General features: G+C 66.2%; 14 protein-coding genes. 6 read left to right on the forward strand and 8 right to left on the reverse strand.

Features of this window, described 5'->3' with window-relative positions; genetic code table 11:
- Positions 1-417 precede the first annotated feature (417 nt).
- The gene (locus tag EJ105_RS26885; protein ID WP_250168762.1) at positions 418-1,245 is read left to right on the forward strand and encodes a hypothetical protein; all 828 of its coding nucleotides are present in this window, start codon (positions 418-420) and stop codon (positions 1,243-1,245) included.
- Positions 1,246-2,188: 943 nt separating this feature from the next.
- On the opposite strand, the gene EJ105_RS26890 is transcribed toward EJ105_RS26885, so the two are convergent.
- The 6 genes from EJ105_RS26890 to EJ105_RS26910 form a co-directional block, all read right to left on the reverse strand.
- Entirely contained in the window at positions 2,189-4,423 is a 2,235-nt protein-coding gene (locus tag EJ105_RS26890) for a hypothetical protein (protein ID WP_250168763.1), read from the reverse strand.
- Between the two features lie 318 nt (positions 4,424-4,741).
- The gene (locus tag EJ105_RS28155; RefSeq protein WP_394042959.1) at positions 4,742-5,164 is read right to left on the reverse strand and encodes a M23 family metallopeptidase; all 423 of its coding nucleotides are present in this window, start codon (positions 5,162-5,164) and stop codon (positions 4,742-4,744) included.
- Positions 5,165-5,202: 38 nt separating this feature from the next.
- Entirely contained in the window at positions 5,203-5,628 is a 426-nt protein-coding gene (locus EJ105_RS26895; protein ID WP_250168764.1) for a hypothetical protein, read from the reverse strand.
- 114 nt (positions 5,629-5,742) lie between these two features.
- The gene (locus EJ105_RS26900) at positions 5,743-6,261 is read right to left on the reverse strand and encodes a DUF4189 domain-containing protein (RefSeq protein ID WP_250168765.1); all 519 of its coding nucleotides are present in this window, start codon (positions 6,259-6,261) and stop codon (positions 5,743-5,745) included.
- Positions 6,262-6,344: 83 nt separating this feature from the next.
- Entirely contained in the window at positions 6,345-6,701 is a 357-nt protein-coding gene (locus EJ105_RS26905; RefSeq protein WP_250168766.1) for a hypothetical protein, read from the reverse strand.
- 191 nt (positions 6,702-6,892) lie between these two features.
- Positions 6,893-7,153 carry a hypothetical protein gene (locus EJ105_RS26910; protein ID WP_250168767.1) on the reverse strand — a complete coding sequence of 87 codons (261 nt, stop codon included), beginning with the start codon at positions 7,151-7,153 and terminating at the stop codon, positions 6,893-6,895.
- Between the two features lie 205 nt (positions 7,154-7,358).
- On the opposite strand from EJ105_RS26910, the gene EJ105_RS26915 reads away from it, so the two are divergent.
- The 3 genes from EJ105_RS26915 to EJ105_RS26925 all read left to right on the forward strand — a co-directional run bounded on the left by EJ105_RS26915 (position 7,359) and on the right by EJ105_RS26925 (position 10,588).
- A complete protein-coding gene (locus EJ105_RS26915) occupies positions 7,359-7,793 on the forward strand; it encodes a hypothetical protein (RefSeq protein WP_250168768.1) in 435 nt (144 codons plus the stop codon).
- A gap of 64 nt (positions 7,794-7,857) precedes the next feature.
- Positions 7,858-10,068 (forward strand): hypothetical protein, encoded by a 2,211-nt coding sequence (locus tag EJ105_RS26920; RefSeq protein WP_250168769.1) that lies wholly within the window; start codon positions 7,858-7,860, stop codon positions 10,066-10,068.
- Positions 10,069-10,156: 88 nt separating this feature from the next.
- Positions 10,157-10,588 (forward strand): hypothetical protein, encoded by a 432-nt coding sequence (locus EJ105_RS26925; RefSeq protein WP_250168770.1) that lies wholly within the window; start codon positions 10,157-10,159, stop codon positions 10,586-10,588.
- Positions 10,589-10,597: 9 nt separating this feature from the next.
- On the opposite strand, the gene EJ105_RS26930 is transcribed toward EJ105_RS26925, so the two are convergent.
- Complete coding sequence (locus tag EJ105_RS26930; protein WP_250168771.1) at positions 10,598-11,503, reverse strand: hypothetical protein; 906 nt, start codon at positions 11,501-11,503, stop codon at positions 10,598-10,600.
- A gap of 173 nt (positions 11,504-11,676) precedes the next feature.
- Between EJ105_RS26930 and EJ105_RS26935 the strand changes: the two genes are divergently transcribed.
- On the forward strand, positions 11,677-12,144 hold the full coding sequence (locus EJ105_RS26935) for a hypothetical protein (RefSeq protein ID WP_250168772.1): 468 nt from the start codon (positions 11,677-11,679) through the stop codon (positions 12,142-12,144).
- Positions 12,145-12,175: 31 nt separating this feature from the next.
- Complete coding sequence (locus tag EJ105_RS26940) at positions 12,176-12,736, forward strand: hypothetical protein (protein WP_250168773.1); 561 nt, start codon at positions 12,176-12,178, stop codon at positions 12,734-12,736.
- 3 nt (positions 12,737-12,739) lie between these two features.
- On the opposite strand, the gene EJ105_RS26945 is transcribed toward EJ105_RS26940, so the two are convergent.
- The gene (locus EJ105_RS26945; RefSeq protein ID WP_250168774.1) at positions 12,740-15,589 is read right to left on the reverse strand and encodes a caspase family protein; all 2,850 of its coding nucleotides are present in this window, start codon (positions 15,587-15,589) and stop codon (positions 12,740-12,742) included.
- Between the last annotated feature and the right edge of the window lie 325 nt (positions 15,590-15,914).

A 15,914-nucleotide genomic window follows, 5' to 3' on the forward strand; every position in this document is an offset into this window, starting at 1 on the left:
AGCGCGCCATTGCCGTCGCTGGCGTGGCCGCGACCCTCAAGGCGATAGCCGGGTGACCGGAGCCGACGCGCGCCGTGGCAACAACCTGCGCGACGAGCCACAGTGAGTTCTCACACAGCCTCGGGCCGGGAGCGGACTGTCCGCTTTTGGAGACTTCAAACAACTAGCGGACATGTCGCTGATTAATATCCGAGGCCGAATCTGGCTCTGTACGGTAGTGGCTCCTCTTCCCCCGGCCTTCACCTTCGGCCGCAAGCCAGTTCCTGAGGCCCTCCAGATATGGCGGCCAGCAGACCGATTAAGGCTGGCCGCCGAGCGTTTGGCGAGGCTTAACGCCGACGCCAGCAAGCCAATGCAAGGTTCGTCAATTGCCCAGGTCGGCGCCGGCACGCAAGATGGCCGTTCAAGGAGGCGGCGATGAGCGTTTGGAGCGAGTGGCTCGACCGGCTGCATGCCATTCTCGAGGATCTGAGGCACCCGAGGCCGACTGGCATGCCGGCCCCGGACCGCTGCCCGCCGGAACCATACGATCCGCCCCTCGGGCCGGATATTGTGGTGCTTGCCTCCACGCTCGATTGGCAAACGCAGGCCTTGCAGGCGGCGCTGCGCGGCGAGGATTGGCCCGAGGCGCCAGCGTCATTCGTGGCGCTCTGTGGGCGTGCGGAACACTCTGAACGATTTCGCGGGGCCTGCCACGAATATCGCTGCAGCCCCTCGCAGCTTCTCCTCGGAGCGCTGCACACGGTCGCCCTCGGCCGGGTTCCAGATGCCTGGAAGGGGCAGGCCATCTCCCGGCGACCAGAGCGGCTATTCGCTGCGCTCGGCCTGAGCTGGGCGGATTTTGCTCGGCCGAAAGAAGTTGCCGAGGCTGGACCGTCCCCCGGCACGCTACTGTTGGCCCTGGCTCCGACGCTCGACTGGAGCGATCCGGAATTGCGGCGAGGACTGGTCGATGAGGTCTGGACCCCGCCGCCGATGCTGCGCGAGTTGGTCTCGCAGACGCGCAAGCGCGCCGATGCGACACCCCTTTATGAAATCGGCGTGGCGATGCCGGCTCACACGGTCGTACTCAGCTGCCTCGCCCTTCTGCGCTCGCTCGACGATTACGCCATCGGCGATCTGCCGTGCCCCGCCGCCGGCGGCTCGGTTCGGGACTTTCCGGACCCCGTCCAGACGGCGATGTTCCTGCTCTTGGATCTCAAATGGCCGCCCGTGACGCCGGGCGCCCCGGTCGGCCTCGGTTAAGCTGGCCCGGGCCGGCATGTAGTTCAGCTCGCGTTGCGCCTATGATCTCCCGGATTCTGGGCGCCGGTCGGCCAACGCGACCCAGTGCCTCGTTTATGAGATTATCCTATCGTCAGCGCCGCTGGAAAACGGGCTCGATCGGCCAAGTCGGTCCCTAGTAGCCGTCGCGCCGAGGCGGTCTGCGCCCTCATCATCCAGTCCGCCGGAATCTCCGCGCTTTCGGGCGCTGATCTTGCCCTAACGTCCCAGCGGCCCACCATTGACATCTCCTGCCCCAGGCTGGACCAAGCTCCATCCTTGAACTCAAGCGTCATCATATAGATCGGCCCCGCCGGCTGGCATGGGTTCCAGGCGCCCTTAGTGCCGTCTTTCCCGAGGGAAGCTGACGTCGACCTTGACCACATAATCCGTGCCGCACTTAGCCCGGAACGTCTCGAACAGCGCGTTGGCCTGTTGTTGGGCCGCAAGGCCCGGCGCAGGCGGGGTTTGGCCGAGGCGGTTACCGCCGGGAGTTTGCCGAGCGCCAGGACCGCCGCTGCCGCGGTGATGCGAAAGCGAGAGAGCATGGTGTTATTTCGCCCGCGGGTGGGGCGGCCCAGCCGGTGAGCTTGACGAGATACTTGGCCCAGAAGGTGAGCGGTGGGCGGGTCAGCTTGAAGCGGTCTAGCGCCACACAATCTTAGCGGCTGAGCGGCGACGCCGCGTCGGCGGTGCCGTTGTCCAGTTCGTTTAGCACCCTGGCTGCACCGCCGCCCCGAGCTCGTCGTCGCCTTCTGTGCCCGGTAGAAGCGTTCCAGCCGGTCCAGCCCCGCGCTTTCCTCCGCCAAGAGGATGGTGCAAGCCCGGTGCAGGCTGCGCGTCATGCCGATGGCGTGACGTAGCCGCAGGCTGGCCGCCGCGGTGTTGCGCGAGCTTGCTCCGCCTTGCCGGCGGATGCCGGCGCTCAGTGCAGCGTTTGTCGGTGGCTCTCGTCACCGACCTCGGGCGCGACGGGGACTTGAGGCTCGAACCAGCCGTTGCGGGCGACATAGGGGATGCCTGGCTCGATTCCGTCCCGCCCGACCACGGCGGCGATCCATCGCTCGGTCCCGGCGTCCCATGCGACCAGCAACGCGCGATGGTCGCCGCTGACCCGCCCGTCCCGCGCAACGACGACGGAGTCCGAGCCACCATGGAGATCGACCGTTTTCGAAGTGGGGCCGATCGCGACGCCATAAGTCCCCACCCGGGCCAGACCAGTTCCCATGGCGATGGCGATGCCACCGTTGCCAGCAATCGCGGCGGAACCGTCCGGTTCTGCAATGGCGACGCCGCACCAGCCGGCGGCGGCGAGTCCGCTCGAGGTCCGACGCTCGCCTCCAGACAGTCGGCTGAAGGCGAAACCAAGGTCGCCGGCGAGCGCGCGGCCGTTCTCGCAGAATGCCAACCCACCGCGCCCGGCCCGTGCGAGACCCAGGCCGGTTACGCGGGCCACACCGTAGTCGCCCGCGTGCGCCTCGCCGTCGCAGATCGCGAATCCCTCGTCACCGGCCACGGCGAGAGAGGTATCGCGACCCATGGTCCGGTCACCGCGCAGGACGTTGTAAGGCGTTTCCCAGACGAGCTCCTCGGAGTGGTAGAGATGCGACGGCGGCGGCGGCGGCATGGGTGCCATCCGCGAGGGAACCCGCGCGACACCCCCGTGCCCGGCCCGCGCGACACGGCCGTTGAGCGCCGTGTTGGCTCCGATGGCGCGCAACGCCGCCACGGCGCCGCGCAAGCTGCCCCGGTAGAGCGCGGTCCCTCGTTGGAAGCAGACCGCTTCGCCGCCACCCTGCTCGAACGCGTGCTCGCCCTCGACGCGGACGAGACAGCACGGGGCCCCATCGATTAGCGGCAGTTCGCCTTGACCGAACGGTGCGCCCAGCCACCATTCACCGTCCTTGCGTCCGGCCTCCAACTCGGCTGACGGAATATCGGCGCACAGAACGATGATCTGTCCCTCCGGTATCGCCTCCGGTAGAATCTCGGCCAGCGGATCGTGGCTGCGGGCGGCCTCCCACCACGGCACGCCTGACGCAAAGCTGGGTGCCTCGGATGCTGGAGCGCGATCTTTCGCCTTTTCTTTCCAGGCCAAAAAGGAGATATTGGGAACCTCGATGTTTTCGTCCCATATCCTGGTCAGCTCGCCGTTCCAGATGGCGTAGGTGCCGGGCTCCAGCGCTCCGCCACAGGTTGTTATCCGGGTAAAGCCGCTGTCCGCGCCCAAACGGCAGATCAGCGTCGCTTGCCGGCCCAGACGGACCCCGCTGTTATGCTGCCACGCTGCCGCGATCACGAGGGCCTCGTCGGCGATGACCAGGGTCTCCATGTGTTTCATCGCGACGCCGATCCCGCCGTGGCCGACTTTCAACCATCGGCCGCCGCTACTCGCTACGGCGACGGCCTTGTCTCCAGCAATCACCATCCCGTCCGTGGCGCGCGAGATGGCGACGCCTTCGCGGCCCACTTCGACGGTGCATAAATTGCCGTCCGAGCGAGCGATCGCCACGCCGCCATTGCCCGCCCGCGCCGTGCCGCCGCTCTCGACCACCGCCACCCCCGCCGTGCCGGCGAATGCCGTGCCATGCACGCCGGCCAGCGCCACGCCAAAGGAGGAATATTCGACCTTTTGGAGGGGGTGCCGTGGGTTCAGGGTTCCGGGCGTCCCGGCCTTGGCGAGACCGCAGAAGCCGGCGCGGGCAAAGCCCTCGTCGCCTGCGATCGCTGTGCCGTAATCGCCTGCGATGGCGACGCCGGAGCGGTCCTGAAACGCCGACAAGGGCGTCTTTAGGGACGCCCCGCCTTTGCAGGCGGCGAAAATACTCAGCGCCGTCTCGCGCGCACCACGAAACAGCACGAACCCGGAGGCGAAACACACCACACCGGGCTGCCTCGTCCCGTCCTCGCCCGTCGCCCATTCGCAAGGATCGTCCTGATCGATCTGGACCACGGCCCATACAAGGGAGTCGAGATGAGCCAGCGCGTGCGGGGCTTCAAGGTCGAGAAGTCCTGTGAAGCGGAGCGGCCTCCTGAACTCTCCCTCCGAATCCAACGGCCATTCGATGCGCTCGAAGCGCCCGAAGGCCGGCAGTGCCAGATCGTAATCCTGGTTGGCGCTGGACAGCACCAGATAGGGAAATTCATCCAGTTTCTGCATCGTTGCCCCCCGTCATCATCGGTGTGCGGCCGCAGGTGCGGCGCGATACGCCGCCAGGCCTCCCGGAGACGTCCGGCGATGCTGTTGTAGCGATCCTACCCACTCTAGAAAACGAGGTGGCCGCGTTGGATTGGACTCTTCGGCTGGATGACGAAAAAGAGTTCGTCTTCAAAGGCTGGCAGATCAATCCCAGCGCAGCCGTCGCACCTGTACCCAGAGCACACGCAACCCAGGCTTAAATGCATGCACGCTGCCTCAGCCCGCGTGAAGCGCGCCAGGATGGACCGGCCGAGCCATTGCCAGCCGTGTTCGCGTGGGTCATCGGCCGCCTCCGAACAAGGGCGCGGGATCGTTCCATTGTCTGTCTCGCAGCAGGCTGAGTGTGAACGGAGACGAGGTCGTCCTGCCAAGTGTGACGCCTGGCAGAACGCATCGCTCGGCGCCAACGCGCGCGTGTGCCAGCGGCCCATATCGCAACTCGCTTCCGTTTCGCTGCCGGATCCAGACGAACCGGCCGATGCCCGGCTTCGTTTCGAGCAGCGTCACACGGCCGCCCATCACCGCCCGGACCACCCGGCCGCTGCTTGTGCGGAACACAATGCTCGGCTGGAAGACCGCTGAGCCCATGACGGGGTGCAGGCGAAATCCGAAAGGGCGCTCGATCGCAGCCTTCACCGGAGGCGGCCGGGCAACGCCTTCCGGGCATTCTGAGGCGCGCGCCGAGGCAGGCTGCGCGAGCATCGCACCCAGCACGGCAGAAAGGAGGAGAGGAGGCCTCACTATCCAGCCCCCTCGATCGGGTGGAGCTCCATCTCCACCGGATCGTCGTCGCCGGGCACCCTCTGTAGGCAGGGCACCGGCTTGCGTCCAGCGCTGCTCGCGCAGAGCAGGCTATGGCTCGGTGCTTCATTGGTGCAGGGGCTGAAATCGATCTCGACCAAGGTGGGACCATTGCTCGTGCGGTACGTCACCCGCGCGCAGGCGGCAACGTCGCCATAGAACTGGCTTTCCCGGACACGGCCAGAACCGTCCCTTTTAAGGCAGAGGATTTCGGCGGCATTGGTGCGCTCGGGCCTTTCTCCCTTGGGCAGCACCATCCAGCAGCCGCCGGCGGAGAGCGGCGAGCGGGGCGCGGCGCTCGCCGGCAACGTCGGGGCGAAAAGGGCCGAGGCGATGAGGAAGACATAGGCCGAATGATGTCGCATCGTACGCTCCTGTTGCAGGGACGAGCCGGTCACACGGTGTCCAGCGTGGTCCAGCGGACCGGGGTTGGGGGAATGGCCGGGCGTTGCGGTCGCCCGCGCGACCGCGCTCCGGCTTCAGGGGGAGCAAAATGCTTCTTTCACGGTGCAGCCGCCCTTGGCGTCCTGCTGGCAGTCCGCGAGCGCCGCACGACGCGCGGCCGAGAGCGAACCGCGCCAATATGCCCACCAGTCGCCATCGCCCGTGGTCACGAGAACGGCGCAAGCATTGGTGAACCAGACCCTCACCTTGCAGCCCGGAAGCCCGCCCGCCTTACAAAATTGCACCGCCACGGCCTCCGCGCGGGCGCGAGAGTCATAGCCGTAAGACTTCCCCCAGCGCAGGGCGCCCTTGTCACTGTCGGAGACCGCGATGGCTCCATATCCGCCGCCGGAGCCGCCTGTTCCGCTTCCCGGCGCAACCGTGCCGCCGGGCGAGAGACCGTCATTGGATCCGGCGCAGGTTCTGTAGCAGGCGTTTCCGGTGCCGTTGCACATCATCGCGCACTGATTGTTCTGAGCTGCGGCTGGAAAAGCCAAAAGCAACGCCGCGGCAGCGGCCGTACCAGCAAGATGAAACCGGTTGATCATGGACATCGCCGATAATCCCCATGTGAAAATATGAAGGCCGAGCGATCGGACGGGCAGGATGAAGCCACCTCGAACTGGACGAGAGGTCGTTAGGGCCCGAAGAAGTCCGCCGCCGCATCCGCGATCTGTCGCTCGGGATGCGCGCGGCAATAGGCGATGATCTCGGCGGCGATGCCGTCCGGCCCGGTGAAGCGTCGGTGAGGCTCTCCGGCAGCCGACTGGACACGGCCGGTGAGGTAGCCGAGGCTCCACTGCAGTGCGGCGCGCCCATCCGCCAGACGCGCCTTGGAGGGGGAATCCAGGACGCGGCAGGAAAGGCCTCCCGCGCCGGTGAGCCGTAGCGCCGTGCTCTGTGCTGCCGTCGTCGCGCAAACGAGGCACAAGGCCAGTCCGGATTGCGCGATCGATCGGTTCAGTCTTCGATATCCCGGCCTGGTGATCGACATTGCCCGCCTCCGGTCGCACGAAGAAAGATTGATCTGCCTTTTGCCATCGAGGCCGCAGCTGTCGATGGCGCACGATTGCAAGGCCTTGACGCGGGAGGGCCAGCGCAGGCTTGCCGCTGTGGCGGCGGGGATGACAGTGGGCCTCTCCCGGCTTCGGCAAGCCCTATGGGCTGGCTCTATTCCACGGGGCGTCACTGTGCCGGCTTGGCCGCCTCCGATCCACCCGCCCGCTTCACCAGGAATTCGTTGACGTAGCGGTTCCCAAGCCCTCCACCGATGGCATCCGATGTCTCCAGGGCGGTGTCCGGCGCTGACTGCCCCTGGAGCGTGCGCCCGACGATGCTCTCCGGCGCTACGTGGATCTTTTCTTGCGGCTCCCACCGGAGCCAGGCGGCCGCTCCCACAAGCAGGGCAACGACGCCGAGGCGGAAGAGGGTGTCGGAGCGGATCATGGTGTGTCTCCTGTGTCGAGGCGAGGTGCGCTGTTCGCTGGAGATAGGAATGACTCAAGTGCCCGTCGTCGCACTATTGCGCGCCGTTGCGCCGTGTTGCGGATGAGGGTGGCCGGAGAGGGGAAGCAAGAAAAAGTAAGGCCGCGCAATAGCGGCTTTGACCGGTGGCAGGGAGAAGAGCGGCATCGTCATCGCGAGGCCGAACATGTTCTCCCGCCGCCTGATCCTGTCTTTTCTTACCCTGCCGGGAGCTTACAGCGCCGCGAACGCCGACGGGAAGCCATCCCTGCCGGCTGCGCTCATCGTGCGGCCCCGCATGCCGTCCGGGCCCCTTTCCGCTCAGCTCGACGCGCTTGCGCCTCTTGCTTATGTCGCGGAACTGGGGCTCGGGCTTCAGAAGGCCTGGAGCCTGTTCCCTGCCGATCTGGAGACGCGCATGGGCTCCACCCTGGCCTGGGCGGAAGATGCAAGCGCACGGCCCGGTTTCGTCGAGGTGCACAAAAATACGCTGCGCGCTTATCGGCGCAGCGGCGCCGAGGCGGCGCTGCGGCTCGCCTCCCAGGACAGGGCGGGACAAGAGGTCGGCGCTGCGCGCGCGTCTATCAATTTCATCTTTGCGCGGGAGAGGCACGACAGGTGAATATCCCTCTTTCAGCCAGTCCCATGCGCGTCTCTCAGTCCGATCGTCCCGCCTGGAGGTTCCCGTGGCCGAATTAAAGACGTTTCCCTTTTACGTGCTGTGTGGCGTGACCCAGGGATGGTGGCTCAGGATCCCGCCCTTCGGCCGGTTCGAGCTTGTGCCAGCCAAGAGGACCGTGCCGGTCTGGCTGACTGGACTTCTTGAGGCATCCGGGCCGGCCTACCTCGCTCATCTCACCTGCCCTTTATGGGCGGTGATCGAGCTGGATGTGGATGATCATGCCAAGCTCGATCTCATCAAGGATGGGACCCTTTCGGAGCGGATCGTTCGTTTCCGCTCCGGCTTCGTGGTCTATCGCGGCGACCGGCGCACCGCCCTTGATGTCTTCACAACCATGACATCCGGCGCCGCCGCATCGTCGCCCCTGCGCAGCCTGCAGGACAAGACGGGGGTGGCCCGCACCGGCAATTACGGGGTCGCCATCGCGGGGGACGAGGGATTTGCCGAGGCGGGACGCTATGGAAGTGCCGAATGCGGTGCGTTCGGCGTGGCAATGGCGGGGGACCGGGGCAGCGCGCAGGCCGGGGCCTATGGGCTTGCTGTGGCGGGAGAAGGCGGTGTCGCTAAAGCGGGAAATGGGGGCGTGGCGGTCAGGCGGTTTGGTAGCGGCGGCATGGCAGAGGTCGGGGACAGCGGGGTTGCCGCATCCCAGGAGGCCGAATGTGCCGTCAAAGGGGGCCGCGGATCGGTGGTGGTCTCGCAGGCCGGCGGCCAGATGTTCGTCGGGCCGGAGGGAATTGGGGTGGCGATCATGCCCGTCAAGGCCGTCGTTGTGAGCGATGACGCTCTCGCGATCCATCGCGCTCCGCTTGAGCCCGGCACACTCATATGGCTGGGGCGAAGTGCCACCCTGATCTTCCGGGAGCGCGTCGTGGGTCTTGCGGGGGTCGCTAGGTCCATTTCCACAGAGTCCGAAGAGGTCCGCGCCGGCGCGGTTTACGAATATACCGAGCGCGGTTTTCGCCTCATCCCGGATCTCACGCGCAGCTATTTCGATAGCGTTGACGAGCCTGAGATGGAGTATTTGCCCCCGGATGACAGCCCACAGCCCTCCGTAGAGACGAAGGACGTCACCTTCTTCGGCACGCAACGTCCCTGGTGGGACGAGGCGTTCTCCCATGATTCCAAAGCCTTCATTCTCAAGGAAGCGATCGGAGAGGCGGACCTCGTTGTCCTCACCCGCGTCATTCCGGATGCCGAGCTGAAGGCGGGGCGCACCGATGGCGGCTGGTGGCTCGGCGCGCCTTGGGGACAGGGAGATGCCGGCTTGCAACCAGGGGCGCCGTGCGCGCTCGTCCGGGTGGAGGGCGCGCACGAGCTGCGTCAGGAACAGGGGGAAGCCGTCGCATTCCGCTCAGGTACGATGCTCTACCGCGGCACCTTGCGCGGCGCGCTTGCCGCCCTCTGTGCCCTTGGCAAGGACCCGCAATGGGGATCTCGCGTAGCGTTGGCTAAAGGGGGGGGGACCGCCCGAGTTCCGGTCGGCCTCGTCGAGGTCCCGGAGCCTCCCGAAATGGTGGACGAGACGGAACGTCGTCCGCTCGATAAGCCGGACGTCGTTGTGTTGCGGGGGGACCGGACCATTGGGGCGCAACCCTCCCTTGCCATCGCGCGAGTGGATGGCTGGGCCATCTGCGGTGGAGAAGCGCATGCGGCATTGGGGGGCATGGCTTGTGCCTTTGGGTACGGTGTGGCGTACGCGTACATAAAGGGCGTTGCCATCTGCGAACGCGGCCGCGCTGTTGCGGATCAGTTCAGTAGCATCGCCTGGAGCAGATTGGTCCACGGCGACGAGGTCGGCATTCACGGGGGTATCACAGGCGGGCAGGCCGTTGCCGGATCGGACGGCGTCGCCGTCGCAAGCCGGGACGGCGGCTCGGCGACCACCACCGGCCTTAAAGGGATTTCGGTGGCGATGGCGGCGGGTGTCGCGGTATGCCGAGGTGGGGGCGTCGCCATCGGCGCCGGCAAGGGCTCAGTCCAGGCCCAAGGTGGCAGGATGTCCGTGGTCGTGACCCGGCATGGGCGCGTCAGAGGCGAGGAATATGCTTTGCTGGTGGCGCGGGATGAGCACAGCGGGCAATGGGTTTGTGGTGTCGTGGGGCGTCAGGGCATCGCGCCGAATGTTGACTATGTCGCCCGTGATGGCCGCCTGGAGCCATGGGTGGTGTCCAAGACCGCTCTTCAGCAGCGCAGACGCCGGTGGCTCCATTAGGTTTGCGAAGCAAGTGCCGGCAACGGGCCGCAATGGCCGCAGACGTACGCAGCCGCGAGTGTCAGGTCACACGAACGGAGATCGCCCCATGAAGCGTATCATTGTCGCCGCCCTGCTTCTCACCGCCGCATCGGGTGCGCAGGCCCAGGAGGTCAAGGGCAATTTCCAGGACCTGCGCATGGTGATGCGCCTCACCATGGGGGTGGCGGGTGACCTCAGTGGGGTAACGCCGGAGGAGAGCAGCCGCCGCGCCGCCTATCTTCTCGGCTTCGCCACATCCTTCTTTCTGCGCTGCCCCGGTCTCACCAAGGCCGAGGAGGACGCCTTCGGCGAGCGCATGAACCGGCTCGTGAACGATCCCGCAAAGCAACAGATCGTCGCCACGCAGATCCGGCCCGGCATGCTTGATGGCAAGGCCTTCTCGGAAACCTACGGCTGTTCGGACAGCAATTCCGGCGTCAAGAACACCCGGGAATTGTTGGTGGATTATGTGCGGGACATCAATAAGAACGTCAAATGATCCGCCCACTTATGGCAGCTCGACGGAATATTCCGCGCCCCAGGCGGTGAGGCCGTCCGGGCGGCGTTTCTGCAGGCGCCGGAGATTGGTGAGGAAGCGGCTTGTTTCCTCCTCGGTCAGGCCGGCGGGTGCGGGATTGGCGCCGCGCGGATCCAGGAGCGGCTGGACGGCGGGGTCCCATACGAGGATGGAGGTGGCGAGGAAACGTCCCTTCACCGGCAAGACGGGAAAGGCATCCGCCATGAGCGGCAAGGTGCCGTCCTCCAGGCGAGGCTGGGACGGCGCCGGCATCCAGCGCAGGGTTTCCCCCCATGTGAGGTCCCAACTGCGCTGCCCGGCGGGGCGGGGGTCGCGGACCAGGAAGGTATAGGCCATGGCGGGCTCGCGCTCGATGCCGACCACTGCGAGGCGTCCCTTGTGCTTGCCCGGCACGAAGACCAGAGGCCCTGCATCGTCCGACGACACGAACGGCTCGAAGAACCGTCCCATCTCATATTGCTCCACCACCAGGCGCGGCATGCTGGAGGAGGCCGGCGCCGGCGTGATCTCCTCAAGCAGTGCGTCCTGCGCCCGGTCGAGGACGCTGGTGTCCGTCACCGCACCCGCCTCGGTGATCTTGCGCGCGAAGTCGTAGACGTTGCCGGACAGGTCTGCGGGCAAAAGCGCGTCCGCACCCAATGCGGCAAGGCCCCGGCTTTTCCGCGAGAGGTCCAGGCGGCGATTGATGAAATCCGCCAGCACGTCGGCGATCTCCGGGGAGCAGCCATAGTCTCCGTACAGCAACTTGGAGAATTTCTGCGCCCCGTCGCGCCCCTCGCCGAAGATGACGGAGCCGATCTGTGCGTCGGACTGTGGCACGCCGATCAGTTCCCGGAACAGCCGCCATTTCAAATAAAGGTTCGGTATGGTCGCCATGGTCTGACAGGCTCGCATTGAATCCGGCAGAAAGTGCGGCGATCGCGCGATCCTGTCCAGCCGGCGGGCGCACGCAACACCGCGCAACACCCCGCAATGCCGCTCCTATGAAGGCGCCGGTACATCTTCCCCATCGGATCCGCCGCGGATCCACCGCACCGGGAGATGAAGCCATGAAGACCTTCTGCGCCGCAGCTTTTGCCGCCGTCGTCTTGTTTTCGGCTGTCGGCGCCCAGGCGGAAGAGGCGGGGAACAAGATCGTCGTGAAGAACCGCCAGATGATCGTCGCCATCACCAGCGGCAAGCTGGAGGACGTGATCGTCGACCGGCCGGCCATCATTCAGAAGAGCAACCTTGCTTACGTGATCGGCATGACGCGCAGCGTGCACCGTGCGTGTGGTGTTCTTTCTGCCACCGACAGCGCCAGTCTCGACCGGCTGGAGCAGTCCTACCGGGCAGAGAAGGCCAAGGACGAGCTCAGCGCCGCCATGCAGGTCATGGTCGTGAGCGAGCTGGACAATGGCGCGGCCGACACCGCCGCGCTTCTCACACGGTATGACTGCCAGGCGCTCCGGCAGTTCAACCTGACGGGCCCGCTCCTCGCGTTCTGGGCCAAGCACCTCGCCGCCCTGAAAGGCTGAAATCCGCATCCGCCCGAGGAGGACCTTCGCAATGAAACCGATCCCGCATATGGCCACCGCATTGACCTTCGTTCTCGGCCTCAGCGCTTTCTTCCTTCCACCTTTGGCCGCATCCTCCCCGCAGGAAGGGGCCCGGCAGCAGGCCAATGCCGCGTTCGAGACGTTCCGCACCAAATGCGGATCGGACTATGTGGTCGCCATCGATGTCGTGCCGCCGCCGGCCGGCGGCTTCACCCAGACCCTTCCCGCGGCGCCTGCCGCGAAGCCCTCCGCTCATACCATCTACGCCATGTACTCCGATGTGCGTCTGGATGGGCGGGAGATCACCTCGGACGTGGACCATCGGAACGGCATCGAATGGAAGGGGATGCTCACCTACAGCGCGGCGGCGGCGCGCCAGATTTCGGTGGGCAAGAATGGGACAAGGGGCAAATGGAGCGACTGGCAGCCGGTGGGCGCGATCTACACCGTGTCCCTCAGCCGGAAGGACGGGACATGGACCCGGCGCATCGAGGAAATCCCGCTCCTCGTAGGGCTCGGGCGCTATGCGACTCTGCGTCGGCCGTCCTGCTCCGAGGTACCGGCGGGCTGAGCCTCACTTCGCGGCGAGCGCGTCGAAGGACCGGAGCTGCTCGGTTATCAGATCGTCGATCTGCGCCGGCGAGCGCGGGTTGCCGGAAGTTCCGGCCACATAGATCTGCGGAAGGGAAAGGCCGAATTCCCGCACGGCGGCATCGCGCTGCCTTAGCAGGGCGGCCCGAAGGGACGGGTTGCCGATGCAGGCCTGCAAGTCGTCCGGACGCCCCTTGATAGGCTCGATGAGGCGTAAGAAGGCGCCCAGCCGATCCGGCGTGGCCGTCAGGCTCCGCCATTCGTCCATTGCGTTGAGCAAGATGCCGAAGATCCGGAAACGCACCTCAGGGTCCTGAGCACAGGCGGCCACCAGGGCCGCCTGGAATCCCGCCTCGTCTCCTTCCCGCCATACGGGGCGGATTTCGAAGCGGACCTTGGCCCGCTCGGGAAAGGCCCGCAGCAGGGGACGCAGCGTGGTGTTGAGGAACACCCGGCAGTCGGCGCAATCCGCCGCCAGGAGCGAGGTGACGCTGACCGGTGCGTCCGCATCGCCGTTCAGAAGAACCAAAGCCGGGGCTGCGCCCGTCGCCAGCCTGGCCTCGTTCCAGGCACTGTTCAGCTCGAAATTGGCTCTCTGGGCGATCTGCGGGAAGGGAAGCCGTTGCTCCACCACCTGCCAGAGCGCGGCGGCGCTGGCGGGGTTCCGCACGGCCTCGGGACCGTAGCGCAGGATCTGCGCACGCAGGTCCATCGCCACAGGATCGTTCGCGAGCCCGGGATTTTCCAGCAACTTCAAGGCCTCGGCCGGATCGGGCACGATGCGCCGTGCCTCGCCCGGCGCTCCCTTGCCGAAGGCGAGGAGCCGTGCGAGGGTGAGGGTGGCGCGCGCATCTCCCTGGGCGCTCAGACGACGCAGCAGCGAGGCGGCCGCTTCGGGGTCCGGTCCCCGTCCGCCCCGCTCCGACAGGTCATAGGCGGCCACATCTGCCACAGCTGGCGGGAAGCCCCGGTTTGCCGCCTGGGACAAGAGGTCGAGCGCATCCGACGGTATGGCGGAGAGATCGCCGCCGCTCTCCTTTTGCATCAGAAGCCGCGCCTTCCAATAGAGGCCCGGCGCGCCATCGTCCCGTGCCGCGATAGACATGAGCTGGGCGCGCTCTGCATCTGAAAGCCGCAGCTCAGGATCAGAGGCCGATCTGGCGAGCAGTTCGTCTGCTGCCGCCGGCAAGCCGGCGAAGGCCGCCTTGCGCAGCCATGCCCGGTAGCGCGGCAGGTCCTGCTCGCCGGTCAGGAGCCCGCCGCCTCCCCGATAGGCGGCCGCCGCGCCATAGGCCGTCTTCCCGCTGGGATCGGACAGGTCCGCTTCCCGCAGTGCCGCCTCCACACCGTCATCGGAGGGGGCGGACGTGGCATTGGGACGGACGGATGCGAACTGGCGGGCGATGATCCGTGCTCCGATCTTTGCGGCAAGGACCCCTTTTGCCCCTGCGGCTTCAAGGTCGCGCACCATCTCGGTGAGGTTGACATCCAGGTCCGCGAGGCGATCCCCAAGAACCCAGGCAAGCAATTGTCCCCGTGGCAAGTCCGTGGCGCCCGCCCGCATGCCCAGGCTGCGCGCCTGCGCCATCAGGCGCTGGCGCTCCTCGCCTTGGGCCTTTGAGGCTTGAAGATCCGCCTCGATGGCCTTTAAGGCGAGTGCCTTGGGATCGCCAGCGCGGAACCCCACTTCGACGGCGGGCCATTTGCCAGCGTTCCGCACCTTGTCGATGTTCTGCGCGTCGTCCAGTTCGAGGCACCAATCGCGCCGTGTCAGCCCATACTTGTCGGTCGGTCCGTCCCACGGGGGGGCGCAGGTGAAATCATACTGGGTGGGATCGAGCAGGTTCGCCCGCAGCAGCAGGCCGGTGCGCGTTTCCGGATAGAGCGAGAACCACAGCGCCACGGCCCCGGCCATCAGGGCCGCCGCCGCCCCGGCAAGGCTCCGCAACAGAATTTGCCGGCGGCTGAGGCGGTAGGGCCGCTTGCTCCAATCCCGCAGCCGCGCCTCGTCCTCCGCCGTCAGGGTGAACGGCGGAAGCAGCCCTTCGCGATAGACGGCAACGGTCTGGGTGTTGCTGGTCCACAGTGCCACCTTCGCCGCCACCGTATCAAACACATCCTGAATCCGCGTGCCGGGTTTCAGCAGTTCCGGCATTTCCTCCGTCAAAGCGACGGCGAACGGGCTGTGCCCGCCCCAGCCATCCCGTGCCGAAGCCATGGCGGCGGTGGAATAGATCAGTTCCGCAGGACGGGGCAGCTTGGCCGCGGCAAGCCCTTCGGTCGCCGAGCCCCCATCCGCGATGTCCCCGACATAGGTGTTGCGGCAGGCGTCCAGGACAATGACGGTGGCTTTATGGGCGCAGCGGCCGAGTTCGCGTGCGATGGTGTCGAGCGGAATGGCCCGTGCCGCAAGATCGCGGGCGGATGAAATGTCCGCACCGATGGGAATGAGGAAATTGACACCGTCCGCTTGGAGACCATGCCCCGCATAATAGACGAAGGCGATCGCTGAGGGGCCGGCCGAGTCCACATCGTCGGCGAAGGCGATGATGGCCTCCTGCATCTGGGCGATGTGGGCATTCTTCAGTAGGCTGACCTTGAAGCCGAGCCCCTCCAGGCCCCACGCGATTTCTTCCACATCGCGCACCGGATTTGCCAAAGGGTGGCGATGGTAGCGCCCATTTCCGATGACCAGAGCCAAGCGGGCGTCGGGAGGAACCTGAGGCTGGACTGGATCGTCTCCAATCGCCTCTCCGGCCGGCGTTGGGCCGGGCGCACGCGTGCCGCCGTCCGTAGGGGCGCTGTCCGCGGCGTCAAACCATAGATACTGCATTCAGCACCCATATGTCCTCGGCTGGAGTCGCGGCTTTGTCTAACGCCTCAGTTTGGCCGATGGACGAAGCGCCAGCAATCCGTATCAGCGGGTGCCTCGTTCCTCGTTCAAGCCAGAGATCGCTCAGGATGAGGGGCAACGCCTGGCTTGCGCCTTGGGCTGAGAGCCCGCTCCTGGCGCTTTCTGACAGACAGCTCTGGGGCGGAGGCTGTGTGAAAACCCCTGATGATGCTATGATCTAGCACTGCTTCGGGGGTGTCATATGGGACGTTTCGTTGAAGCTGCTGACCGCCACCAAGCAAGCTTTTTGCCGACGTGCCTGGAA

The organism is Xanthobacter aminoxidans (assembly GCF_023571765.1).
In the GTDB taxonomy this organism is placed as follows: Bacteria; Pseudomonadota; Alphaproteobacteria; order Rhizobiales; family Xanthobacteraceae; genus Xanthobacter; species Xanthobacter aminoxidans.